We start from the raw sequence: 21,353 nt of genomic DNA, 5'->3' as shown, positions 1-21,353 counted from the left end.
CTCACTCCGCCGGCGACAGCACAGCCTCGCCGATGTCGTTTGCGGCGAGGGCGTTCACCACCGGGTTGGCGTACATATCCAGCAGATACGGGCGAATGGCCGCATCGCAGGCCTCCAGCCGCCGCTCCATTTCTGCCTTGGCGGCTTCCAGGTCTGCCGGTGACCAGGTTTCCGCTGTCACAACACTTTCGCTCACACTACCAGGTGTCTCGTGGGCTTCCGGGTGAACACCCCGCATCTGATAGGCCACCAGGTTAGACGCATGCAGGTGATAATTGGCATGCATTTCATGATCGATCCGCGACGCCAGGGCCCTCGGGTTATCTTCCGCATCCGCGATCGGCGCGCCGAAATGCACGTGAACATGGCCCTTGTACCCGGTCAGGCCTTTCATGATCTGATTTGTATCTTCGCCTTCTGCTTTCTGGTAATTGCCCGTTCTGGCCCTTACCTCCAGTTCCCGGGCTTTGTCCGCATCGCAGGGGTCGTATTCATAGGCGATGGAAACCGGCACGATGTGCAGCCGGTTCATGGCCTCGTCAAACTCCAGCCCGGATTTCTTTCGGCTCATGTAGAACATCTTGATGATGGCTGGGTCTGTCACATCAATGCCGTCTTTGGCGCGGCCTTCGCGCTGGGCAATCCAGATGCTGTGGTTGGTATCAATGCTGTGATTGATGAACCCGGAGAGGGTCAGGTAGGCATCCCGCATTTCCCGGGGGCTGGTCATGTTGCGGCGCACCACGAAACTCTTGTTCAGCCGCATCATCTCCGCGAATACCCGGTTTGCCAGCAGGTTGTCCCCGATGGCAATACGGGTGGTGTGAAAGCCGTTCTGGAACAGCAGATAGTTCACCACCATCGGGTCAAACACAATATCCCGATGGTTGGAGATAAACAGGTGCGCAGAGTTCTTGCTCAGATTTTCCAGGCCGCTATGAGTCACCCTGGACGTGGTACTTTCAACCAGGTCGCCAACATAGCCGGACAAGCCGGCCTGCAAGTCATCCACCCGATGGTAGTGGCCGAAATTCCGAACCAGCCAGCGCTTCACAAACATTCTCAGCAGGGCCGGCGCCCACTTGGCCGCAACCGGTGATTTGAACCGGCCAACCATGTCCAGGAAATCCGGGTCGTTAACCAGACGTTGAATCGCGGGGGCGGTTTCTTCATCCGAATAAGGTCGGATCGCGTCAAATTCCTGCATGCATGCCCTGTTGTTTTTCGAAATGGTTAATCACAGTCTCTGAAGGGGCGCTATTGTATCCTTTCTCTTGTCGCTTTGCCTCCATCCCAAAAGGTGTATTGACCACTCCAGCAGCAGTATCTGGTATCATTTCGCCCCGAACTTCACCCGCCCAAAGGCTGACAACCACCATGTATCCGGACCAGGACTTCGAGCAACTGACCCGCGAACCGCCTTCCTCCGCTAACCGCAGCCCGGAGCAGGTACTGCATGAGGTTTTCGGGTACGAGAGTTTCCGCCTGCTACAGGGGGAGATTGTTCAGGAAGTTGTAAATGGTGGCGATGCCCTGGTTCTGATGCCCACCGGCGGTGGTAAATCGCTCTGTTATCAGGTGCCCGCGCTGGTCCGCCCCGGCACGGCCATTGTTATTTCGCCCCTGATCGCGCTGATGCAGGATCAGGTAGCTGCGTTGCGGGAACTCGGTGTGAGAGCGGCATTCCTCAACTCCACCATGGATTATGAGCAGGCCCGAGCAACCGAATACGCATTGATGACCGGCGAGCTTGATCTGCTCTACTGCGCACCGGAAAGGCTGATACAGCCGCGCACCATCGACCTGCTGCACAACGCGTCGTTATCGTTATTTGCCATTGACGAAGCCCACTGTGTATCCCAGTGGGGCCATGACTTCCGTTCCGACTACCTTCAGTTAAGCATGCTCGCCCAGGAGTTCCCGGGTATCCCACGGATCGCCCTGACGGCAACGGCGGATGAGCGAACCCGTAAAGAGATTGCCGAGCGCCTGTCCCTGACCACTGCCCGGCACTTTGTCAGCGGTTTTGATCGCCCAAATATTCAGTATCGGATCACACCAAAAACAAATGCAAACAACCAGTTGTTGGATTTTATTAAAGCAGAACATGAAGGTGATTGCGGGATTGTCTATTGCCTGTCCCGCAACAAAGTAGACGCCACCGCCAGGATGCTGGCGGACAAAGGCTACACCGCCCTGCCTTACCATGCGGGGCTGGATGCCACAGCCCGGGCCCGCCATCAGGAACGGTTCCTGCGCGAAGACGGCGTTATCATCGTGGCGACCATTGCGTTTGGTATGGGTATTGATAAACCAGACGTTCGGTTTGTCGCCCACCTGGATTTACCCAAAAGCCTCGAAGCCTACTACCAGGAAACCGGCCGGGCTGGCCGGGACGGCAAGCCGTCCACCGCCTGGATGGTTTACGGCCTTCAGGATGTCATTAAGTTGAGACAGATGCTTGAGGCATCGCAGGGCAACGACCAGTTTAAACGGGTGGAACGCCAGAAGCTCGATGCCATGCTTGGCCTCTGCGAAGTTACCCGCTGCCGCCGCCAGGTACTGTTGCGATATTTTGGTGATGAACTGGAGCAGCCCTGTGGTAATTGCGATACCTGCCTTACGCCCCCTGAGACCTGGGATGGCACGGTGGCCGTGCAAAAGGCGCTGTCCTGTGTGTATCGTACCGGGCAGCGCTTTGGCGTTAACTACCTGATTGACGTGCTGCGTGGCTCCGAGAACGAACGTATTCTTCAATCTGGCCACCAGGCCATTTCCACCTATGGTATTGGTACCGAACTCACCGCTAACGAATGGAAATCGGTATTCCGCCAGCTGGTTGCCAACGGCTACCTGCGGGCAGATCCGGAGGGTTATGGCGCCTTGCAGCTCACGGAGCAGTGTCGCCCGCTGCTGAAGGGTGAACAGGCTATCGAGTTACGCAAAGACCCGGTGGCCAAAAAATCCGCATCGTCCAGATCGGCCGGCAAACGCTCGGGCCCGGCAATACGGGAGCAGATTACCGACCAGGCCGGTTGGGATCCGTTACGGGCCTGCCGGAAGGAACTGGCAGATAAACAGGGTGTGCCGCCTTACGTGATTTTTCACGACACCACCCTGTTCGATATGCTGGAACGCCGCCCGGAAACCCTGGAGCAACTGGCAGAGGTCAGCGGCGTAGGGGCCGCCAAGCTGGAGAAATATGGCGAGGTCTTCCTGCAAACCCTGCGGGAAATTGCTCAGTCCTGAGGCTTGAAACCCTTCTTGCGCACCCGGTAATGGGCCAGCGAGGTGGCCACGTGGTTGCCCTCTTTGTCTTTCAGCTTGCCTTCCAGGGTGAACTTCGCCCGGCCGGTGGCATCGGCGTCCGCCAGAATGGCGGCAACCGCTTCCGGCGCCAGTGAAAACTCTACCGTGACATCCGAATTGGCCGGCTGCAGGAACTCGAGGGTCATCTCCTTGAGGATCGGCGTATAGGCAGGCCCCAAGTCAAACAGCGACAGTACGCCACCGGGAATTTCCGCCACCAGGAAATAGGCACCGGCGTACAGGCTGCCAAAATGGTTCTTGTTGCCCTTGAGCTTTATTTTCGCCCGAACATAACCGGGGCGCATCTCTTCGACACTGAAGCCGTTTCGCGGTGCGAAGGGAATGGCGAGTCCAATCAGGCGGTTAACAGTGGCATAGCTGCCGGTTTTCTTAAGCCATGCAACAGGCTGCAGAAGCGTGGCTTTCGGGTCGCTCGCGGTTACCCACTGGCCAGCGGTGCCGATAAGTGTATCAATGAGTGCCATATTCAGGGCTCCAGAGAATGGTTTTTTGGGATCATTACAGCCGAACGCGCGTGCTTCAAGAATCTTTTACAGTATTTTTGAAAGTTATCCGGTTTCAGTAACAGATTCTGTTCTACAGTTAGGGGGCGCGCCACTTAAGGAACAAGGCATTGGTTGCACGAAATCGTTTCATTCATCGTTATCTACCGGGGTTTCTTCTGGCCCTGTGTTTGTCTTTGCCCGCTCCAGCCATGTCGGTCGAACCGGATGACAAGCGCACCTTTATTCTTTGGTACCGGAATTACGATAACCCGGCCATCCGGTCACTGGTGGAACTGGCACTGGCCAAAACGTCGGAATACGGCGACTTCACGGTCGTGCGCAGTGAGGAACTGAGCCAGGGCCGGGTACTGCGAGAGTTGGCCAACAATAATAACCGGCTGGTGGATATTGCCAATGTTGCGACCACCGCTGAACGGGAGGAATTTCTCAATCCTATTCCCTTGCCGGTAGACGGCGGCTTGCTGGGCTTTCGGGTGTGCCTGGTGTTACCAAAGCATCTGCCCCAGTTCGAGGGCATCCAGAACATAGATGACCTGACTTCAAGAAAAATCCGGATTGGCCAGGGCTCTCACTGGCCAGACACGCCGATTCTCGAGGCCAACGGCCTGCAGGTGGTTACGCACACCCGCTATGAAATCCTGTTTGGTATGCTGCGCAATGAACGTTTTGAATGCTTTGCCCGTGGCGTTGGTGAAGTATTGTTTGACCTTGAACACAATCGGGCAGACGATCTGGTCATCGAACCCAACATTCTGTTCGCCTACCACATGCCATCCTATCTTTTTGTCGCTCCAAATGATCAGGAGGCCGCCCATCGGTTACAGCTGGGAATAGAACGCGCCATCAAAGATGGCAGTTTTGCAGTTTACCTGAAGCGATGGTTCGGTCGCGCAGTGACAGAGCTTGGGCTTGAGCAGCGCAAAGTGATAACCCTGGAGAACCCGTACCTCAGCGAGGAATCCATGTATGTGGGGCGGCACACTTTGGAAAACCTGCGTCGCCGGCTCGATTATCTGAGCCAGATTGCCTCACCTGATTGAAAGGTTATGACCCGCTGGCCGTCCATGGCCAGCCTCCGCTATACGCGGAAGCGGGTCACTTTTTCATTCAATGTTCTGCCAATGGTTTCAATGTGCCCGCTGTACACATCGTTTTCACTGGCGGCTTTGGCTGCTTCCTTGCCCTGGTCCGCAATCCGGGTGATGGAGGCATTCAGCTCTTCGGTAACCGAGGTTTGCTCCTCAGACGCTGTGGCAATCTGAGACGTCATCTGGCTGATGGCGGTGATGGCCTCGGCAATCCGGTTCAGGGATTCCATGGCGTCCTGGGCTTTTTCCATACTGACATTAGACACCGCCGTTGACGCCTTCATCACTTCCACCGCATCGCCGGCGCCTTTCTGCAGACGCTCGATCATGTTATTGATTTCCTCAGTGGAAGACTGGGTCCTCTGGGCCAGGTTGCGTACTTCGTCTGCCACCACCGCAAAGCCACGCCCCGCTTCCCCTGCCCTTGCGGCCTCGATTGCGGCGTTCAGTGCCAGCAGGTTGGTCTGTTCTGCTATGCCCTGAATAACCTCCAGCACCGTGGTGATGGACGACACATCCTTACCCAGCGTGTCGATGACTTCAGCAGCTGCATTAACCTCATTGGAAAGCTTTTGCACCGCATCCCTCGACGCAGTCACCGTCAGCAACGACTCGCGACTCTCCTGATCGGCATTCTCAGCCGCTTCCGCTGTTTGCTGTGCGTTCTGGGCAATCTCTCCGGCAGCAGCAGACATTTCGTTGATGGCCGTAGCAATCATGTCAATCTCGCTCTGCTGGCTCTCAACGCTCGAACGGCTGGTACTGGAGGTGTTGCGCAAGGCGGTCACATTCTCATCCAGGTCATCACTACCCTCTTTGACTTCCCGGACAACCTGCTGAATGTTCTCCACAAATCGGTTAAAACTTTGCGCCAGTGCGCCAAACTCGTCCGAAGCGGAATCGTCCAGTCGGCGGGTAAGATCTGCATCACCCGAAGCAATACTGGACATCGCACTGTTCAGGCGGCGCACCGGCACCATCAGCAATCGTATTCCGAAATACAGCGCCACCAGGGCAACTATCAAACCCACAGCGGCAATGACAAGGCCGCCCACCCGGGCCTCAACAATCGGAGCGTTGATCAGGTCCTCGTTAACAAACGTCACCAGGTACCACTCCACAGCCCGGGCATCGGCTATCGGATGAAAACTGACACTCCAGCGGGCGCCGTCCATCTCAAATGTATGCTGGCTGCCATCAAGAGCGGGCCGCTGGCCGATAATGTCCGAAATGTTGTTTCCGACCACCTCTGAGTCCGGGTAGAAGAGCACAGTGCCTTTCTCGTTTACCAGTGCGGCGAACCCGGTATCGGCCAGGGTGATCGTCGACAACATTCGGTCAATCGTGCCAAGCCCGATATCCATGCCGGCTGCTCCTTTATATAAACCGGACTTGATCGGGGCCATGGCGGAGATAATGGTCGCGCCAGTGCTGGCATCCTGATAGGGCTCAGTGAATGATGAACGCCCTAACCGCTGGGCTCCCTGGAACCAGGGGCGGGTGCGGGGGTCGTAGTCAGGTGGCAGTGTCGCTTCCACCTCTGGGCTCCGCATTAGCATCCGGCCGTCCTCGGTGCCGGCATAGACATCCATAATATTGCCGCCGCGCGTCATCGCTTCCATCAGGGTACGGGCCATATTGTCGGTGCGGATGCCCTCAAGGGCGTTGGCCGTCGCCTCAGCCATGTCCAGGCGAGTGTTGAGCCAATCGGAAATACTGGACGTACTCTGCTCTACCGCGTCGGCCATAAGCGCGTCAACATAACGATCCGTCGTTGATCTGAGCCTGATATCCGTTGCCACTGTCAACGCAGCCATCAGCATTATGATGAGAGCACCTACGGCAACGAGCAGTTTCTGAGAAAATGAGAATTGCAAGGGGAGTCCCTCCGATAAGACTGAGGTTGTTTCAATCAGCTTCTCATCAATTATAGATGTGAATTAATTGACTAACGGCAATTTGAGCGAAGTCTTTAGAACTCTTTGTTAGAATGGACTTACAGGCAACCAAGGCTGCCAAACCAAAGGAGATACACCAGATGGCCCATGAAGAGCTCCACCTGAATCTGCGAAACCTGACGCTTGAAGACTACAGCCAGCTCCAGGAGCTGATGGACGAGGTTTACGACGATATCGGGGGCGCATGGCCAAAGGAAACCATCAAGGCGTTGGTTGAGCAGTTCCCGGACGGTCAGATCTGTATTGAAGACAACGGGCACCTGGTGGCCGTTGCGTTGACCGTATGCGTTAAGTACGAGCGCTTCAGCAACCCCCACGCCTACGACGACCTGATCCTCCGTAACGAGAAAATCTGGCACAACGCCAATGGCGATTCGCTCTATGGCCTGGATGTATTTATTCATCCCGAGTACCGGGGCTACCGCCTGGGCCGGCGGCTCTATGAAGCCCGCAAGGAACTTTGCCGTTCCATGAACCTGCGGGCTATTCTCGCAGGCGGGCGTATCCCCAATTACTTCAAGTATTCCGAACAGTACACGCCGGAAGAGTACATCCATCGCGTCGACCGCAAAGAGATCTACGATCCGATTCTCACCTTTCAGCTGTCCAACGATTTTCAGGTAACCCGTTTGATGCACAAATATCTTCCGGAAGATGAAAAGTCGCTGGGTTATGCCACCCTGCTGGAATGGCGGAACATCCTGTATACCCCGCCCTCCTCGGTGCTGAACGTGAAGAAAACCCAGGTTCGCCTGGGTGCCGTGCAATGGCAGATGCGGGAATTCACCTCAGTGGAGGAAGTGCTGAAGCAGGTTGAGTATTTCGTGGATGCGTTGTCTGATTACAAAAGTGACTTTGCCCTGTTCCCGGAATTCTTCAACGCACCCCTGATGGGCCTGACCGACCAGATGGACCAGACCCGCGCCATTCGTTTCCTTGCCGGTTTTACCGAGCAGTTCCGCAATGAAATGTCGGAAATGGCGGTCAGTTACAACATCAACATTATCACCGGCTCCATGCCGCTGATCGAGAACGACCGGGTTTATAACGTGTCGTACCTGTGCCATCGGGATGGCCGCGTGGACGAGCAACGCAAGATCCACATCACGCCCCATGAACGCCGCGACTGGGTTATTGAAGGCGGCGACAAGTTCCAGGTATTCGATACAGATGCCGGCCGGGTTGCCATTATGATCTGTTACGACATCGAATTTCCGGAGCTCGGGCGCGTAGCTGCCAGCCAGGATGTGGACATCATCTGTGTACCCTTCTGGACCGACACCAAAAACGGCTACTTGCGGGTTCGCCATTGTGCCCAGGCCCGCGCCATCGAAAACGAGTGTTATGTGGTGATCACCGGCAGTGTCGGCAACCTGCCCAAGGTTGAGAACCTGGACGTCCAATACGCGCAATCCTCCGTATTCTCACCGTCTGACTTCGCATTCCCGCACGATGCCGTGATGGCGGAGACCACCCCGAACACCGAAATGATCATGTTCTCGGATATGGACCTGGAGAAACTCAAATTGGTACGTAACGAAGGCTCAGTCACCAATCTGAAAGATCGTCGTGTTGATCTGTACGAATTGAAAACCAGATAACGACCGCATCTGGCCCCCTTTGCGGGGGGCGGATGTTGAACTATTCCATGAAAGGGTTACGGTAGACAGCTGATGGCATTGCCAAAATTAAATAGCCCGTCTATTGTTTAATTTATGCTCAAATAATCTGGCTGATCTCAGAGGCAGAGAAAGCATTTCATGAACGAAGAACTACCGGATCTTGTTGCCCGTTTCCGCGTACGCCACGGCCTGTTTCGCAAAGAAACCGTGGAAGCTCGCCTTTATGAGCTAGACAGCTACGGCTGCGTGATGAAAACCGACAAGCTGTTCAAGCCCGGCGACACCATCACACTCGACCTCATCATGGATATGCCATTTGAAGAGATCCGCGCCGAGGGTGTTACCGGACTGGTTACCGAAAAGAGAAAGCACTGTAGCAACTTCTTCTACTCTATTGATTTTTTTCAACTTGAATCCGGAGATAACTCCCCTCTTTCGGACAAGCTACGCCGTATTCGTGAAGTGCTTCTGAAGAAGCAAAGCCTCAAATCCAGACGAAGCTCGAATACGACCAACGGAATGAGGCAATTGGCCTGATACACCGTTCCATCGTTCTATCCCCCTCTGTAAGGAGACGCCCTATGGCAAAGAAAGCCAAACCCAGTGTTGATAAGATTGTCAAAAAAGTGAACAAAGAGTTCGAGAAAACCACGGCTCAGATTGAAACACTCATCAATGATGCCCTGAAGCAGTTTGACCACCTGCAGCATCAGGTTCAGGATCCGGTTCGTAAACTGCTCAAGGAAATGGACGAGCTCCGTGAGCGCGAAGTGAAGCGCTTCAATGAAGAGTTCGAACGCCGGATGAACGAATTCCACGAACTGCAGAGCTCATTGCTGGACAAGCTGGGTATTGCAGCCAAGGAATCTGGCAAAGACGTCAAGAAAGCCGCAGACACCACCGCCAAGAAGGCTACGACTGCCGCTAAAAAGGCGACGAGTGCGAAGCCCGCGGCCAAGAAGCCTGCCGTTAAAAAACCGGCTGCCAGCAAGGCCAGGCCTGCCGCCGCCAAAAAGCCTGCAGCAAAGAAACCGGTAGCAGCCAAAACCGCCAAGCCGGCGGACAAGTCTGATCTGACCCGCATCAAGGGTATTGGCCCGGCAACGGCGAAGAAGATGAAAGATGCCGGCATTACATCCATCGACCAGATCGCCAACCCGAGCGATGCCGATAAACAGAAACTGGAAGCCTTCAAGAGCATCAAAGGGTTCAGTGAGCTGTCTGCTGAAGCCAAGAAAGTCATCTGATGCAAACACCCGATCAACCTGTATTACGGGACATTGTCCTGGTAGGTGGCGGGCACAGCCACGTCGGGGTCCTCAAGCGATTCGCCATGAATCCGGTCCCCGGCGTTCGGCTCACGCTCATATGCCGTGATACCCACACCCCCTATTCCGGTATGCTTCCCGGTTACGTGGCGGGGCATTACAGCTATGACGATGTGCATATTGATCTGAGCCGGCTGGCAGAGTATGCCGGTGCCCGGTTCTACCGTGCGGAAGTGTCTGGCATTGATCGTGCGGCAAAACGCGTCATCTGCAAAGGCCGCCCGAACGTTCCCTACGATATCCTGTCGATCAACATTGGTTCCTCTCCCCGGGTTGCTGAGGTCAGCGGTGCTGCGGAACATGCGGTACCGGTCAAGCCCATTACCGGGTTCAACAACCGATGGCTATCGCTGCTGTCACGCATCGAGAACCACGATGGCCCCATGACCATCGCCGTTGTGGGTGCCGGTGCCGGCGGGATGGAACTCACCCTGGCCATGCAGTTCCGCTTGCGCAATGAACTTGCAAATCGGGGCAAAGACCCGGAACAACTGCACTTTCATCTGTTCGACGCCGCAAACGAGATTCTGCCCACCCATAATGCCAAGGTCCGTGCGGTGTTCCGGGACAAACTGGTTCGCCGGGGCGTAAAACTGCATCTGGGCGATGCTGTTTCCCGGGTAGACGCAGGGCTACTGGCCACCGAATCCGGCCAGACACTGCAAACCGACGAAGTTCTTTGGGTTACCCGTGCCGGCGGCCCGGCCTGGCTGGAATCCACCGGCCTGGAACTGGATGACGGCCTGTTTATCCGGGCCCGGGACACCCTGCAGACAGCGAATGACGACCACATTTTTGTGGCCGGCGACATCGCCAACGTGGTGAACCACCCCCGTGAAAAAGCCGGGGTGTTCGCGGTGCGCCAGGGGCGGCCATTGGCGGATAACCTCAAACGCATGGCTCTGGGAAAACCACCCAGACCGTTCAATCCCCAGAAAACCTGGCTGGCGTTGATCAGCACCGGTGACCAGTTCGCCGTCGCCTCCAAAGGCAATTACGGGTTTTCGGGCGCCTGGGTTTGGCGCTGGAAAGACTGGATTGACCGTCGGTTCATGAAGAAATTCACTGACCTGCCGGCCATGGAAGACAGCGCAAGACTGCCAGACACCTCGGCCGCCCAGAATCCCGAAGAAGCCTCCCAGGCCATATCGGCCGTTGCCATGCGTTGCGGCGGTTGTGGCGCCAAGGTTGGCAGCACGGTACTGTCCAGGGCACTGGGTGAGCTGCGCCCGATTGAGCGCGACGACATTCTCATCGGCCTGCACGCACCGGATGATGCTGCAGTGTTGAAAGTGCCACCGGGTAAGGCGGTGGTCCATACCGTGGACTTTTTCCGGGCGTTCATTGATGACCCTTACATTTTCGGAAAGGTAGCCGCCAATCACAGCCTGGGTGATGTATTTGCCATGGGCGCAGAAGCCCAGAGCGCTACGGCGGTGGCGACTGTCCCGTACGGGATCGAATCAAAGGTGGAAGATACCGTGTTCCAGATGATGTCTGGCGCGGTGGAGGTGCTTAACGAGGCGGGTTGTGCACTGGTCGGCGGCCATACCGGCGAAGGCAAGGAGCTTGCGCTCGGGTTTGCGGTGAATGGCCTGATCGATCCGGACAAGGTCATGAGCAAGGGCGGCCTGAAGGCCGGTGATGTGCTTCTGCTGACCAAACCCATTGGTACTGGCACCCTGTTCGCCGCCCATGCCCGTTTGGCGGCCAAGGGGCGCTGGATTGATGCCGCGCTGGCCTCCATGGTCCAGTCCAATAAAGCTGCTGCTGAGTGCTTGCTGCGCCACGGGGCACGGGCCTGCACCGATGTCACCGGTTTTGGCCTGCTGGGGCACCTGGTGGAAATGACCAGGCCTTCCGGTGTCGATGCCGAGCTGGACCTGACCGCTATCCCCATTCTGCCTGGTGCGGAAGAAACCGTGGCAGCAGGGATTTTAAGCTCGCTGCAGCCGGCGAACGTAAGGCTGCGCCGGGGTATTCGGGACCAGGGAGACTGGGTTAACCACCCCCGCTATCCCCTGATCTTTGATCCGCAAACCGCTGGAGGACTTCTGGCCAGCGTGCCCGCAGCGGTGGCGGAAGCTTGTGTCAGGGAGCTCAAGGGCCTGGGTTATCCCCACACCGCGATTATCGGCCGGGTACTTGCCCAGGATGAAAACGGCCCGATAGAACCCATCACCCTGCGGGATTAACCGCAGCGAGCGCCAGCGCCACGGCCTGTTCCAGGCTCTGGCGTTCGCGCTCCGGAGTGAAGGTTTCTGCCAGCTCCTTAACGCAGTCAGTCAGTTGTGCCAGAAATTCCGGTTCGGTTTCGGCCTTGCGCATCAACCGGGCCAGGGCAGCCTCATCCTTGACAGGATAATACCCGGGGTAGTGCTCACCCAGCAGGCCACGGTTACCTGGAATATCCGAAGCCAGAATCGGCAACCCTGCCCTGCAGGCTTCAGACACCACGTTAGCGCCACCCTCCATCACAGAACTGATCACCATCAGGCTGCTCACGGCCATCAGATTTTCCAGCTGCGCTTTGTCCAGTTGTCCCAGCCAGTGGAAACGGGGGTTATCCTTGCTTTCGCTCAATGCCCGTTCCCGCCACTCATCGTTGTGAGGCTTTCCGGCACAGGACACAATGATGGCCGATTCCTCCGGTAATAGCCGGCTGGCCCAAGCGGCACGCAGGGAATCCTTCTCATCCCTCAGGTGCCCGATCACGCAGATATTGAACTGACCTGGCTCTGGCCGGGATCCACCGCGAACCGCAGGCTTGGCTGCGGACTGCCGCAAGGTAAGCAGCTTGTGTCGGAAGGTTTCAGGAATGTCCTGGGCAACAAGATCATGCAGGCCAATCAATACCGATGCCGCTGCCATAGAGGCATGGGTTGGTTCCGGGTATTGGTACTGGTGATGATAGATGTCGGTGCCGGTCAGGGCGACGATCAGTGGCTTTTCAGGCCATTCGGTGTGGAACCGTTGGATCGCGTCGGCACTTCGCCAGGCATGAAGGGCTATCAGCAGGTCTGTTGGCTCTCCATCATAGCCTGTAACCACCGTTACCTGATGGCCAGCCTGCTCCAGCAACTGCTGCCATCGCACGGCGGTTGCGCGGTTCCCCGCTTTTGAGTCCGGCCCCGCCGGGGTAAGAATGCTAATATTCATAGGCCTGCCAGGAAGATTTTGCACAATTCTGTCGCTCTGAATGCTCCAGGTAAAGAGTTCTACCGTATATCGGTTCAGACTTGACCGTAATCACGTTATCCTCTGCAGGTCGCAATCCACAGCAACATCATCACCCTCTTTTAGAAGGAAAGATTATGATCACCAAGCAAATACGGAAATGGCTTGTTTCCGGTTTCCTGATCCTGCTTGCCTCCGGCACTGTGTCTGCACAAACGTTTGTCTTTACCGCGATTCCCGATGAAGACGAAACCAAACTCGTAGAGCGCTTCCGCGGCATTGCAGATTACCTGTCGGAGCAACTTGAGGTAGATGTACGCTATATTCCAGTTAAGTCCTACGCCGCCGCCATTTCTGCATTCCGCAATAACCAGGTACAACTGGCCTGGTTTGGCGGGTTGTCGGGTGTTCAGGCCCGTGCATTGGTTCCCGGCTCAGAAGCACTCGCCCAGGGCGTTGAAGACCAGGCGTTTTACAACTACTTCATCGCCCACAAGAGCACCGGTCTTGAGCGCGGTGACGAATTGCCCGAGGGCGTTCGCGGCAAAACGTTCACGTTTGGCTCCAAGGGTTCGACTTCCGGCCGCCTGATTCCCGAGTACCACATCCGCCAGCGTTTCGGCGAAGCGCCGGAAACTGTGTTCAGCCGTGTCGGTTACAGCGGCAACCACACCCGAACATTGAGGTTGGTCGAGTCCGGCACCTATGAAGTCGGCGCACTCAACTACAAGGTTTGGGAGAAGGAGCTTGAAGACGGCAACATCAACACAGATGACGTCCGGATTATCTGGAAAACCCCGGGCTTCCCCAACTACCAGTGGACCATCCGCGGCGACGTTGACGCCCGTTTCGGTGAAGGATTCACGGACAGGGTTCGCCAGGCCCTGCTTGATCTGGACGACCCCGCACTGCTGGAGAGCTTCCCCCGTGAAGGCTTTATTCCCGCCTCCAACGATGATTACGAACCGATTCGTAGCGTTGCTAAAGACATTGGAATCATCGATTGATGTCAGGCTTTTCATTTGATCAGCTAAAGGCAAGTTTTGGAGACAAGCGGGTGATAGGCCCGCTGTCTCTGAAGGTAAACGATGGTGAGCATGTGGCCCTGGTGGGCAAGAGCGGTGCCGGCAAGTCCACGCTGATCAAACTGCTGTATGAACGTTTGACCCGCGACGCCTCGCTGGTCCCCCAGGGGCTTGGGCTGGTCAACGCCCTGCCGGTGTTTCACAACGTGTTTATGGGCCAGCTGGACCAACACCCGCTGTGGTACAACACCCTTACCCTGCTCCGGCCGTTCCGCAAGGACCGCGCCGTCATCAGCGACCTGCTGAATCAACTGGGCATTGCTGAAAAGCAATGGTCACCCACGGCCTCGCTGTCTGGTGGCCAGCGGCAGCGGGTTGCCATTGCCAGGGCCCTGTACAGGCATGCCCCGTTATTGCTGGCCGACGAACCGATCTCTGCCCTGGACGGCCCTATGGCGCATCTGGTTATGAACGCGTTGACAGAGCGCTTCCATACCAGCGTGATTGCACTCCACGATGTCGATATGGCCCTTGCCTACTGTAACCGGATCGTGGGTATTCAGAATGGACAGGTGGCACTGGACCAACCGGCCAGCAAACTGAACGCGTCTGATATCATGACGCTTTACTGACAGGCAGCGCCGGCACCCCATGTTCTCTTATCCCACCGTTCGCGCCAGCTTTCTGTTTCTTGCCATCGCCGTGGCAGGCCTGCTGGTGGCCGACATTGCCATCACCACCGCCAACCCCTGGCGGGATCTGGGGCAATTCTTTCTGGGAGTGGTTACACCCAATTTTTTCAGTACCGAAGGCCTGTTAACTGCTCTGCTGCGCACGGTTGCCTTTGGTTTTGTGGGGGTCACCCTTGGAAGTTTCTTCGGCTTCCTGCTGGCGCTTTTGTATCGTTTCATGCCGGTACGGATTTTCTGTGCGTTCATCCGTGCAATCCATGAACTGTTCTGGGCGCTGATCTTCCTTCAGTTCTTTGGCTTTCACCCGCTGACCGGTGTGTTGGCGATTGCCATCCCCTACGCCGGCATCTTTGCCAAGGTGTATTCAGAAATCCTGGATGAGTCTGACCCGGAACCGGCGCAACTTCTGCCTAAAGGCACCCACGCCATTGCCGCCTTCCTGTACGCCCGGATACCGGACTGCTGGGTTCAACTGCGCACCTACACCGCCTACCGCCTTGAATGCGGTTTGCGGTCCTCCGCTATCCTCGGTTTTGTTGGCCTGCCTACACTCGGTTTCTATCTGGAGTCGTCGTTCTCCCAGGGAATGTATTCCGACGCCGGAGCGATGCTTATTCTGTTTTACGTGCTAATTGCCACCATGCCGCTCTGGGTAAGGCCCAAGGTACTACCTGTCTACATACTGGCCGCACCGTTCTTTCTGGGAGAGGGCTTTCCGATTGTCTGGGGTAACGTTGAGCGTTTCTTTACCGAAGACATTGTGCCGGCGCCGTTACGCAATGGTGAAGGCCTGGCGGCTTTCTCCAGCTGGCTTGGCGATGTGATGGTCAGCGAGGCCCTGCCTGGGATATGGAACACGGTAGTGCTCACCCAGATCGCCCTGGTGGCCACGGGGATATTGTCTCTACTGGCATTCCCGCTGATCTCGAAACACTTTGGCGGGCCGGTGCGCCGCACCTCCGGCCACGTGTTTCTGGTGATTGCCCGTTCCACCCCGGAATACATCCTGGCTTACATTCTGCTGCAGCTGTGGGGCCCATCCATGTTGCCGGCTGTGGTGGCCCTCGCGCTGCACAACGGCGGCATCATCGGGCACCTGATTGGCCGCCAGACCAACACCATCCACCTGCGCCCGGACGCCCCACAGGGTTTCGCCCGCTACAGCTGGGAACTGGTGCCCCGGGTTTATCGATCGTTCCTGGCGTTTCTGTTCTACCGATGGGAAATCATCATGCGGGAAACCGCGATTCTGGGCATTCTGGGTATCTACACCCTGGGCTTCTATGTGGATTCCGCCATCCAGAACATTCAGTTTGACCGCGCCATGATCCTGATACTGATCACGGCCTTGCTGAACATAGGCGTCGATATCCTCGGCCGTTACATACGTCGCAAACTAGCACTGCAAACCATGCCCACCTGCTAAAGCGCTGGGATACCGTTCACAATTTCAGAGTTAGCCACCAGCTTTTGCCCGTTCTGCTGGCCAGTTGGCTCGCCATTCGGTTACACGCTGTTACAATTCGCAGCATCAGCAGTTAACCGAATGTTTTAAAGGCAGGCACACCGATGATGGTCAATGGACTGGTCGTTATTACCCAAGTTGGGCTCGTGATTTTGATGGCTTTGCTGGGATTGCGAATGTTTTCGCTCATTCGGCAGGAATCCCTGGTTCAGGGTGGCGTTATCGGAAATGGTGGCGGTATTGAGGGAGCACCGTTTACTCAATCGCCCGCCCCGGAACACCCTACCCGGCCGAAGTCGGAATCCCCATCAGTTGAGTCTTCCGACAAAACGGAACTGTTTACCAAGTTGCATATCCTGGCCGCACTGCAGGAGCGTGACTGCCGGGTCAAAGGACTTGCGCTAACAGATGCTCCAGAGGTGGTGCGCGCCTACACGGCTGCCTGGCTGTACGGTGCCGCCTGCGCCCTTAGCCCACGAGCCAATCGCCATAACGACGCCCTGGCAGGGCTGGTTGCCAGAATTGTGCATCGGAAAACCGGGATCCGCCAGCCGGCGGCCATCCAGGCCATCGCCACCCTTACCTCCAGCAGCGAACTACTGGCCTGTTATCGTGCAGGGTTGGAAGGCGCGGAATTCTGGGCAGAGCATCAGTTCGTACCACCGGCATTCAGCCTCTATGAGGTGGTAACCGGCAACGCCTTTATTTGACCGTTGCCAATTCCCATTCAGTACCGAGGGTAACGACCTGCCGGCCGGTATCATCTTCTTCGGGAGTGCCGCTGACACTGGGCTTGGTGAAGGTGCCGTCGTCTGTGTAGGTCATCGACTGCACGTCTACTGAGCGCACAAGCCAGGTTTTACCGTTAGCGGTTACCCGGGCGCGATGAGACAGGCCAAAAACAAACCGGCAGTAGTCCAGTTTGAGCTGCAACAGGTCCTGCTCGGCTTTCGTAATCTTGCGCAACAGAACCTTCTGAACACTTTCCCCGTAATCCATCACTTTTCCCTGGAAACAACTGTAATTTTGCAGGATTTAACTATTTTTGCGCTTTGAACACCAGTGTCCAGGGCACATTTTCCAATCTTTCCTGACCATCCTGAAGATCGATTCGCCAGATCATATCGGCGCCGGTCGTGCAGAACGGTGCGGTAAACCTCGCCTGGTACTCGAGCGGAGCTTCCCGAACCAGCGGCACCGGATACTCCCCCATGTACATCGATTGGCCTTTAAGGACAGCCAGAAAACGGTCGGGCGCCTTCGGAACGGAAACCTGAAGAACGTATTCCATGCCCTGGGCGCCCTCCTCTACCTCCTGCAACCTCACTCGCCATTCGCCATCCTGGGTGGTCCAGCTACAGGCACCTGCCAGAAGATCGCACTCGGGATGGTCAGCGGTATCACCCGTGGTATCGAGCAGGCGCGAACCGAACAGCGTAAGAACAATTGCTCCCACTACTAAACCTACGATCACGATGGCTCGTACCATTCTCCGCCCCCAGCTGTTCCAAAGTGGGCATTATGGGGATAAATCCCGACATAGCAAAGGTTTCTAAACTGCTGCCAGCATGAGAAAATGTCGGGCTTTCTGGTCTGAGTCACTCAAAAAACAGGACACGCCCGTGCAACCGGACATTTCCGTAAAGCACCTGAACAAGATCTACGGCGACGGTTTTCAAGCCCTGAAAGACGTCAATCTGGAAATCTACCCCGGTGAGATTTTTGCCTTGCTTGGCCCCAATGGTGCCGGCAAAACCACCCTGATCTCCATCATCTGCGGCATCGTCAATAAAGGCGACGGCGAAGTAAAAGCCGCCGGCCACGATATCGTGAAAGACTACCGCAAAGCCCGGGAGGCCATTGGCCTGGTTCCCCAGGAGCTGAATACCGATTCCTTTGAGACGGTCTGGCATGCGGTGTCGTTCAGCCGTGGGCTGTTTGGCAAACCACCCAAGCCGGCCCACATCGAAAAGGTATTGAAAGACCTTTCACTCTGGGACAAACGCAACAACCGCATCATGTCTCTCTCCGGCGGCATGAAACGACGGGTGATGATTGCCAAGGCGCTGTCTCACGAGCCTCGTATTTTGTTCCTGGACGAGCCCACAGCCGGAGTGGATGTGGAACTGCGCCGTGACATGTGGGAAATGGTGCGCAAACTTCGTGAGACCGGCACCACCATCATTCTCACCACCCATTACATCGAAGAAGCCGAAGAAATGGCGGACCGCATCGGGGTGATACGCCAGGGTGAAATCATCCTGGTGGAAGACAAAGATCGCCTGATGTCCAAGCTCGGAAAGAAAGAGCTGCGCCTGCACCTCCAGAACAAGCTCGAAAAGATTCCCGGCGAGCTTACCCTGGAACCGGTGGAACTGTCAGACGACGGCTACCAGTTGATCTATACCTTCGACGCCCAGCAACAGCAGGCCGGCGTTGCCCGCCTGCTCCGTACCCTTGGGGATCTGGGTATTGAATACCGGGATCTGCAAACCCGGGAAAGCTCGCTGGAAGAAATATTTGTTGGCCTGGTGCACGAATAGCCGCCGGTACGAATGGAGAGCGTAATGAATCTGTACGGTGTAAAAGCAATCTACAAGTTCGAGATGGCGCGCATGAAACGCACCGTCATGCAGAGTGTGCTGTCGCCAGTGATCTCCACCTGCCTGTATTTTGTGGTGTTCGGCTCGGCCATAGGCTCTCGCATGGGCGAGATCGGCGGTATCGACTACGGCGCCTACATCATCCCCGGGCTGGTGATGCTGTCGCTGCTGATGCAAAGCATTTCAAACGCCTCCTTCGGTATCTACATGCCCAAGTTCTCCGGCACCATCTACGAGGTGCTGTCTGCGCCGGTCTCCTATTTCGAGATTGTGCTTGGCTACGTGGGCGCCGCCGCCACCAAGGCTGTCATCCTCGGCCTGATCATCCTGGCCACCGCCCGGCTGTTCGTGGATTACTCGGTTCTGCACCCATTCTGGATGCTCTCGTTCCTGGTACTGACGTCCATCACCTTCAGCCTGTTCGGTTTTATCATTGGCATCTGGGCAGACGGTTTTGAGAAGCTGCAGATTGTACCCATGATGATCGTCACGCCTCTGGTGTTCCTGGGTGGCACCTTCTACTCCATCGACATGCTGCCCGACACCTGGCAAACCATCAGCCTGTTCAACCCGGTGGTGTACCTGATCAGCGGTTTCCGTTGGGCCTTCTATGGCGTGGCGGATGTCCATGTGGCCATCAGCGTGGGTATGACCCTGGTCTTCCTGGCTTTGTGTATGGTCGCCGTGTGGTGGATCTTCAAAACCGGTTACAGGTTGCGTACATGAGTCCGTTCAGCGCTGCCGTTGTCGCCACGCTGATAACGGCGGGTTTTGCCCCGGCCGCACTGGCCGATACGCTGGAACCGCTGCCCACTGTGGAAGCCTGCTTTGCGACCACCGATCACAAGCATGCCGTAGTGCTTGAGGTGGCCAGTAAAAACAAGCAGCGGCAACGGGGATTGATGGAACGAACCACACTGGCAGAAGACGCCGGCATGCTGTTTACTTACCAGACCGAACGCTCACCGAATCACGGATTCTGGATGTACCAGACTCTGATCCCCCTGGACATCGCCTATCTGGATAAGCAAGGCGTTATCGTCAGTATCCATACGATGACTCCCTGCCCCTCATCCGAAGGCCGGAACTGCCCAACCTATCCATCGGGGGAGCGGTTCTGGAACGCTGTGGAAATGAATGCGGGCTTCTTCGAGGCGCGGGGCATCACTGCGGGCGATCAGCTTTTATGGCCGGCAGAACAGGCCTGCCAGCCATAAAAACAACAGTCTTACTGGTGCTTCCAATTGGGGTCACGCTTCTCAAGAAAAGCCGAGATCCCCTCCTGGGCATCATCCGTGCAGGCATTAGCCGCCATCACCTCTGCGGTGTATTCGTAGGCCTCTGATAACGGCATTTCCAGCTGGCGATAGAACGCAGATTTGCCGATTTTCAGGGTATGCCCGGACTTGCTGGCAATCGTTGCCGCCATTCGATACACCGTCTCATCCAGAACGTCTGCCGCGACCACCCGGTTAACCAACCCGATGGATTCCGCCCTGGGCGCATCAATCAGTTCCCCGGTCAGCAACATTTCCATGGCGTGCTTGCGGGAGACATTTCGAGACAACGCCACCATTGGCGTGGAACAGAATAAGCCAATATTCACGCCAGGGGTGGCAAACCGGGCCCCCTGCTCCGCCACGGCCAGGTCACAGCTGGCAACCAACTGGCAACCGGCTGCCGTGGCTACCCCCGCCACCCTGGCGATCACTGGCTGCGGCAGGTTTACGATCTGCTGCATTACCTTGCTACATTGCTGAAACAGTGCCAGCTGGAATTCATGGCTGTCGAACTGCGAACGCATCTCCCGCAGATCATGCCCCGCGCAGAATACGTGCCCCTCGGCAGCCAGCACCACCACACGGGTTTCGGAATCCTGTTCTATGGCTGTAAAAACATCTGACAATGTCTCCAGCATGGCCATCGACAGACTGTTTCGCCGCTCCGGATGACTCAGCGTTACGGTGGTGATGCCATTCTCCGTGCGCTGTCGCACCAGATTACCGGTTGCTTGTGTCATAGCCTGCTCCTCCCTCAAAACACGTCTGGGCAGTATCACCAAACCCTGCGCCTGTGTCGAACCGACCTTTGGACAATGGTTGTAATTAGCACCAGAGCCCTCAAGGTAATAAGAGGCGAATGCAAACAGGAGAATCTATGTCTCGCAATGTACTGATAAAAATAGCACTTCTGGTCCTGATCCTGGGTGGCGCCCTCATGGTATTGATAAAAGATGACCCCAGGGTGCCCACCGGCGATATCAACCAGATACGCCCGGTAATGCCGGTCCAGGAATCGCAGTACCAGCAACCGGTGCAAGAAGCGGAAGATCAGGAGCAGGGCCAATAATCCGGGTTAATGACGACCGCCCGTTGGCCGTTTAAGCGCCTTTGAATCGACAAAGGGTGTGTCCAGATTATTTACAAGGGCACCCCTGCACCCCTTCTATCAGCGGCACTGTTGTCTCTTAGCTGTTGTTAATTTGAGTAATTTCGCCTTCAGGCACTCCAATTGCTGATACCCCCGGGTATGCCTTGGAATCGCTTTTCCGAGCGCGAC

Annotated in this window: 21 protein-coding genes; 14 read left to right on the top strand and 7 right to left on the bottom strand. The window is 56.3% G+C overall.

The genetic code is table 11. The features are described 5' to 3' along the window. Position 1: 1 nt before the first annotated feature. Entirely contained in the window at positions 2-1,207 is a 1,206-nt protein-coding gene (locus ACNSOI_RS10095) for a 1-acyl-sn-glycerol-3-phosphate acyltransferase (protein WP_152438155.1), read from the bottom strand. 170 nt (positions 1,208-1,377) lie between these two features. Here ACNSOI_RS10095 and recQ point away from each other — a divergent pair, with 170 nt between their 5' ends. Beyond that, the gene (gene recQ, locus ACNSOI_RS10090) at positions 1,378-3,249 is read left to right on the top strand and encodes a DNA helicase RecQ (protein WP_420193942.1); all 1,872 of its coding nucleotides are present in this window, start codon (positions 1,378-1,380) and stop codon (positions 3,247-3,249) included. On the opposite strand, the gene ACNSOI_RS10085 is transcribed toward recQ, so the two are convergent. Beyond that, positions 3,240-3,794, bottom strand: a complete 555-nt coding sequence (locus ACNSOI_RS10085; protein ID WP_061332915.1) for a PaaI family thioesterase — start codon at positions 3,792-3,794, stop codon at positions 3,240-3,242. The genes recQ and ACNSOI_RS10085 overlap by 10 nt on opposite strands. Before the next feature lie 149 nt (positions 3,795-3,943). Here ACNSOI_RS10085 and ACNSOI_RS10080 point away from each other — a divergent pair, with 149 nt between their 5' ends. Further along, the gene (locus ACNSOI_RS10080) at positions 3,944-4,876 is read left to right on the top strand and encodes a hypothetical protein (RefSeq protein ID WP_420193941.1); all 933 of its coding nucleotides are present in this window, start codon (positions 3,944-3,946) and stop codon (positions 4,874-4,876) included. Positions 4,877-4,914: 38 nt separating this feature from the next. Here ACNSOI_RS10080 and ACNSOI_RS10075 read toward each other — a convergent pair whose 3' ends face one another. Further along, positions 4,915-6,741, bottom strand: coding sequence for a methyl-accepting chemotaxis protein (locus ACNSOI_RS10075; protein WP_420193940.1), 1,827 nt, complete (start codon positions 6,739-6,741; stop codon positions 4,915-4,917). Positions 6,742-6,962: 221 nt separating this feature from the next. On the opposite strand from ACNSOI_RS10075, the gene ACNSOI_RS10070 reads away from it, so the two are divergent. The 4 genes from ACNSOI_RS10070 (at position 6,963) to selD (ending at position 12,027) form a co-directional block, all read left to right on the top strand. After that, positions 6,963-8,483: a bifunctional GNAT family N-acetyltransferase/carbon-nitrogen hydrolase family protein gene (locus tag ACNSOI_RS10070; protein ID WP_061332912.1), complete on the top strand. Its 1,521-nt coding sequence runs from the start codon at positions 6,963-6,965 to the stop codon at positions 8,481-8,483. A 159-nt stretch (positions 8,484-8,642) separates the two neighbouring features. Then, positions 8,643-9,041 (top strand): hypothetical protein, encoded by a 399-nt coding sequence (locus tag ACNSOI_RS10065; RefSeq protein ID WP_061332911.1) that lies wholly within the window; start codon positions 8,643-8,645, stop codon positions 9,039-9,041. Positions 9,042-9,085: 44 nt separating this feature from the next. Further along, a complete protein-coding gene (locus tag ACNSOI_RS10060; protein ID WP_420193939.1) occupies positions 9,086-9,751 on the top strand; it encodes a helix-hairpin-helix domain-containing protein in 666 nt (221 codons plus the stop codon). Further along, the gene (selD, locus tag ACNSOI_RS10055) at positions 9,751-12,027 is read left to right on the top strand and encodes a selenide, water dikinase SelD (protein ID WP_420193938.1); all 2,277 of its coding nucleotides are present in this window, start codon (positions 9,751-9,753) and stop codon (positions 12,025-12,027) included. The genes ACNSOI_RS10060 and selD overlap by 1 nt, the downstream gene beginning before the upstream one ends. Here the strand turns inward: selD and senB are convergent. Beyond that, a complete protein-coding gene (senB, locus tag ACNSOI_RS10050; protein WP_420193937.1) occupies positions 12,011-12,991 on the bottom strand; it encodes a selenoneine biosynthesis selenosugar synthase SenB in 981 nt (326 codons plus the stop codon). The two genes, selD and senB, sit on opposite strands and share 17 nt — an antisense overlap. A 155-nt stretch (positions 12,992-13,146) precedes the next feature. On the opposite strand from senB, the gene ACNSOI_RS10045 reads away from it, so the two are divergent. From ACNSOI_RS10045 to ACNSOI_RS10030, 4 genes are all read left to right on the top strand, one after another. Further along, positions 13,147-14,016: a putative selenate ABC transporter substrate-binding protein gene (locus tag ACNSOI_RS10045; RefSeq protein WP_420193936.1), complete on the top strand. Its 870-nt coding sequence runs from the start codon at positions 13,147-13,149 to the stop codon at positions 14,014-14,016. Beyond that, positions 14,016-14,666, top strand: coding sequence for an ATP-binding cassette domain-containing protein (locus ACNSOI_RS10040; RefSeq protein WP_420193935.1), 651 nt, complete (start codon positions 14,016-14,018; stop codon positions 14,664-14,666). The genes ACNSOI_RS10045 and ACNSOI_RS10040 overlap by 1 nt, the downstream gene beginning before the upstream one ends. 19 nt (positions 14,667-14,685) lie before the next feature. After that, positions 14,686-16,152 (top strand): PhnE/PtxC family ABC transporter permease, encoded by a 1,467-nt coding sequence (locus ACNSOI_RS10035; RefSeq protein ID WP_374812930.1) that lies wholly within the window; start codon positions 14,686-14,688, stop codon positions 16,150-16,152. Between the two features lie 215 nt (positions 16,153-16,367). After that, entirely contained in the window at positions 16,368-16,901 is a 534-nt protein-coding gene (locus ACNSOI_RS10030) for a hypothetical protein (protein WP_420193934.1), read from the top strand. On the opposite strand, the gene ACNSOI_RS10025 is transcribed toward ACNSOI_RS10030, so the two are convergent. Beyond that, the gene (locus ACNSOI_RS10025) at positions 16,894-17,190 is read right to left on the bottom strand and encodes a hypothetical protein (RefSeq protein ID WP_106695755.1); all 297 of its coding nucleotides are present in this window, start codon (positions 17,188-17,190) and stop codon (positions 16,894-16,896) included. The two genes, ACNSOI_RS10030 and ACNSOI_RS10025, sit on opposite strands and share 8 nt — an antisense overlap. Before the next feature lie 40 nt (positions 17,191-17,230). Then, complete coding sequence (locus tag ACNSOI_RS10020) at positions 17,231-17,680, bottom strand: hypothetical protein (protein WP_106695754.1); 450 nt, start codon at positions 17,678-17,680, stop codon at positions 17,231-17,233. 133 nt (positions 17,681-17,813) lie between these two features. Here ACNSOI_RS10020 and ACNSOI_RS10015 point away from each other — a divergent pair, with 133 nt between their 5' ends. The 3 genes from ACNSOI_RS10015 to ACNSOI_RS10005 are packed head-to-tail and all read left to right on the top strand — an operon-like array spanning position 17,814 to position 20,011. Further along, positions 17,814-18,734 carry an ABC transporter ATP-binding protein gene (locus tag ACNSOI_RS10015; protein ID WP_061332901.1) on the top strand — a complete coding sequence of 307 codons (921 nt, stop codon included), beginning with the start codon at positions 17,814-17,816 and terminating at the stop codon, positions 18,732-18,734. Between the two features lie 24 nt (positions 18,735-18,758). Beyond that, the gene (locus tag ACNSOI_RS10010) at positions 18,759-19,520 is read left to right on the top strand and encodes an ABC transporter permease (RefSeq protein WP_420193933.1); all 762 of its coding nucleotides are present in this window, start codon (positions 18,759-18,761) and stop codon (positions 19,518-19,520) included. Further along, the gene (locus tag ACNSOI_RS10005; RefSeq protein ID WP_420193932.1) at positions 19,517-20,011 is read left to right on the top strand and encodes a DUF192 domain-containing protein; all 495 of its coding nucleotides are present in this window, start codon (positions 19,517-19,519) and stop codon (positions 20,009-20,011) included. Before ACNSOI_RS10010 ends, ACNSOI_RS10005 begins: the two co-directional genes overlap by 4 nt. A gap of 11 nt (positions 20,012-20,022) precedes the next feature. Here the strand turns inward: ACNSOI_RS10005 and ACNSOI_RS10000 are convergent, their stop codons facing one another. Beyond that, positions 20,023-20,814 carry an enoyl-CoA hydratase gene (locus ACNSOI_RS10000; protein WP_420193931.1) on the bottom strand — a complete coding sequence of 264 codons (792 nt, stop codon included), beginning with the start codon at positions 20,812-20,814 and terminating at the stop codon, positions 20,023-20,025. 137 nt (positions 20,815-20,951) lie between these two features. Here ACNSOI_RS10000 and ACNSOI_RS09995 point away from each other — a divergent pair, with 137 nt between their 5' ends. Then, positions 20,952-21,143, top strand: coding sequence for a hypothetical protein (locus ACNSOI_RS09995; RefSeq protein WP_061332897.1), 192 nt, complete (start codon positions 20,952-20,954; stop codon positions 21,141-21,143). The last annotated feature ends 210 nt before the right edge of the window (positions 21,144-21,353 follow it).

The sequence above is a fragment of the Marinobacter sp. GH_1 genome (assembly GCF_048595985.1).
GTDB lineage: Bacteria > Pseudomonadota > Gammaproteobacteria > Pseudomonadales > Oleiphilaceae > Marinobacter > Marinobacter shengliensis.
The sequence above is the reverse complement of the archived record's forward strand: the minus strand, read 5'-3'. Positions and strand labels throughout refer to the sequence as shown.

Excerpts from the sequence above, each read along its gene's own strand:
- ACNSOI_RS10005 (WP_420193932.1), top strand. The coding sequence starts at position 19,517 with ATGAGTCCGTTCAGCGCTGCCGTTGTCGCCACGCTGATAACGGCGGGT.
- ACNSOI_RS10070 (WP_061332912.1), top strand. The coding sequence starts at position 6,963 with ATGGCCCATGAAGAGCTCCACCTGAATCTGCGAAACCTGACGCTTGAA.
- ACNSOI_RS10060 (WP_420193939.1), top strand. The coding sequence starts at position 9,086 with ATGGCAAAGAAAGCCAAACCCAGTGTTGATAAGATTGTCAAAAAAGTG.
- ACNSOI_RS10010 (WP_420193933.1), top strand. The coding sequence starts at position 18,759 with ATGAATCTGTACGGTGTAAAAGCAATCTACAAGTTCGAGATGGCGCGC.
- ACNSOI_RS10035 (WP_374812930.1), top strand. The coding sequence starts at position 14,686 with ATGTTCTCTTATCCCACCGTTCGCGCCAGCTTTCTGTTTCTTGCCATC.
- ACNSOI_RS10045 (WP_420193936.1), top strand. The coding sequence starts at position 13,147 with ATGATCACCAAGCAAATACGGAAATGGCTTGTTTCCGGTTTCCTGATC.
- selD (WP_420193938.1), top strand. The coding sequence starts at position 9,751 with ATGCAAACACCCGATCAACCTGTATTACGGGACATTGTCCTGGTAGGT.
- ACNSOI_RS10095 (WP_152438155.1), bottom strand. The coding sequence starts at position 1,207 with ATGCAGGAATTTGACGCGATCCGACCTTATTCGGATGAAGAAACCGCC.
- ACNSOI_RS10065 (WP_061332911.1), top strand. The coding sequence starts at position 8,643 with ATGAACGAAGAACTACCGGATCTTGTTGCCCGTTTCCGCGTACGCCAC.
- ACNSOI_RS10075 (WP_420193940.1), bottom strand. The coding sequence starts at position 6,741 with ATGGCTGCGTTGACAGTGGCAACGGATATCAGGCTCAGATCAACGACG.
- recQ (WP_420193942.1), top strand. The coding sequence starts at position 1,378 with ATGTATCCGGACCAGGACTTCGAGCAACTGACCCGCGAACCGCCTTCC.
- ACNSOI_RS10020 (WP_106695754.1), bottom strand. The coding sequence starts at position 17,680 with ATGGTACGAGCCATCGTGATCGTAGGTTTAGTAGTGGGAGCAATTGTT.
- ACNSOI_RS10040 (WP_420193935.1), top strand. The coding sequence starts at position 14,016 with ATGTCAGGCTTTTCATTTGATCAGCTAAAGGCAAGTTTTGGAGACAAG.
- senB (WP_420193937.1), bottom strand. The coding sequence starts at position 12,991 with ATGAATATTAGCATTCTTACCCCGGCGGGGCCGGACTCAAAAGCGGGG.
- ACNSOI_RS10085 (WP_061332915.1), bottom strand. The coding sequence starts at position 3,794 with ATGGCACTCATTGATACACTTATCGGCACCGCTGGCCAGTGGGTAACC.
- ACNSOI_RS10000 (WP_420193931.1), bottom strand. The coding sequence starts at position 20,814 with ATGACACAAGCAACCGGTAATCTGGTGCGACAGCGCACGGAGAATGGC.
- ACNSOI_RS10025 (WP_106695755.1), bottom strand. The coding sequence starts at position 17,190 with ATGGATTACGGGGAAAGTGTTCAGAAGGTTCTGTTGCGCAAGATTACG.
- ACNSOI_RS10030 (WP_420193934.1), top strand. The coding sequence starts at position 16,368 with ATGTTTTCGCTCATTCGGCAGGAATCCCTGGTTCAGGGTGGCGTTATC.
- ACNSOI_RS09995 (WP_061332897.1), top strand. The coding sequence starts at position 20,952 with ATGTCTCGCAATGTACTGATAAAAATAGCACTTCTGGTCCTGATCCTG.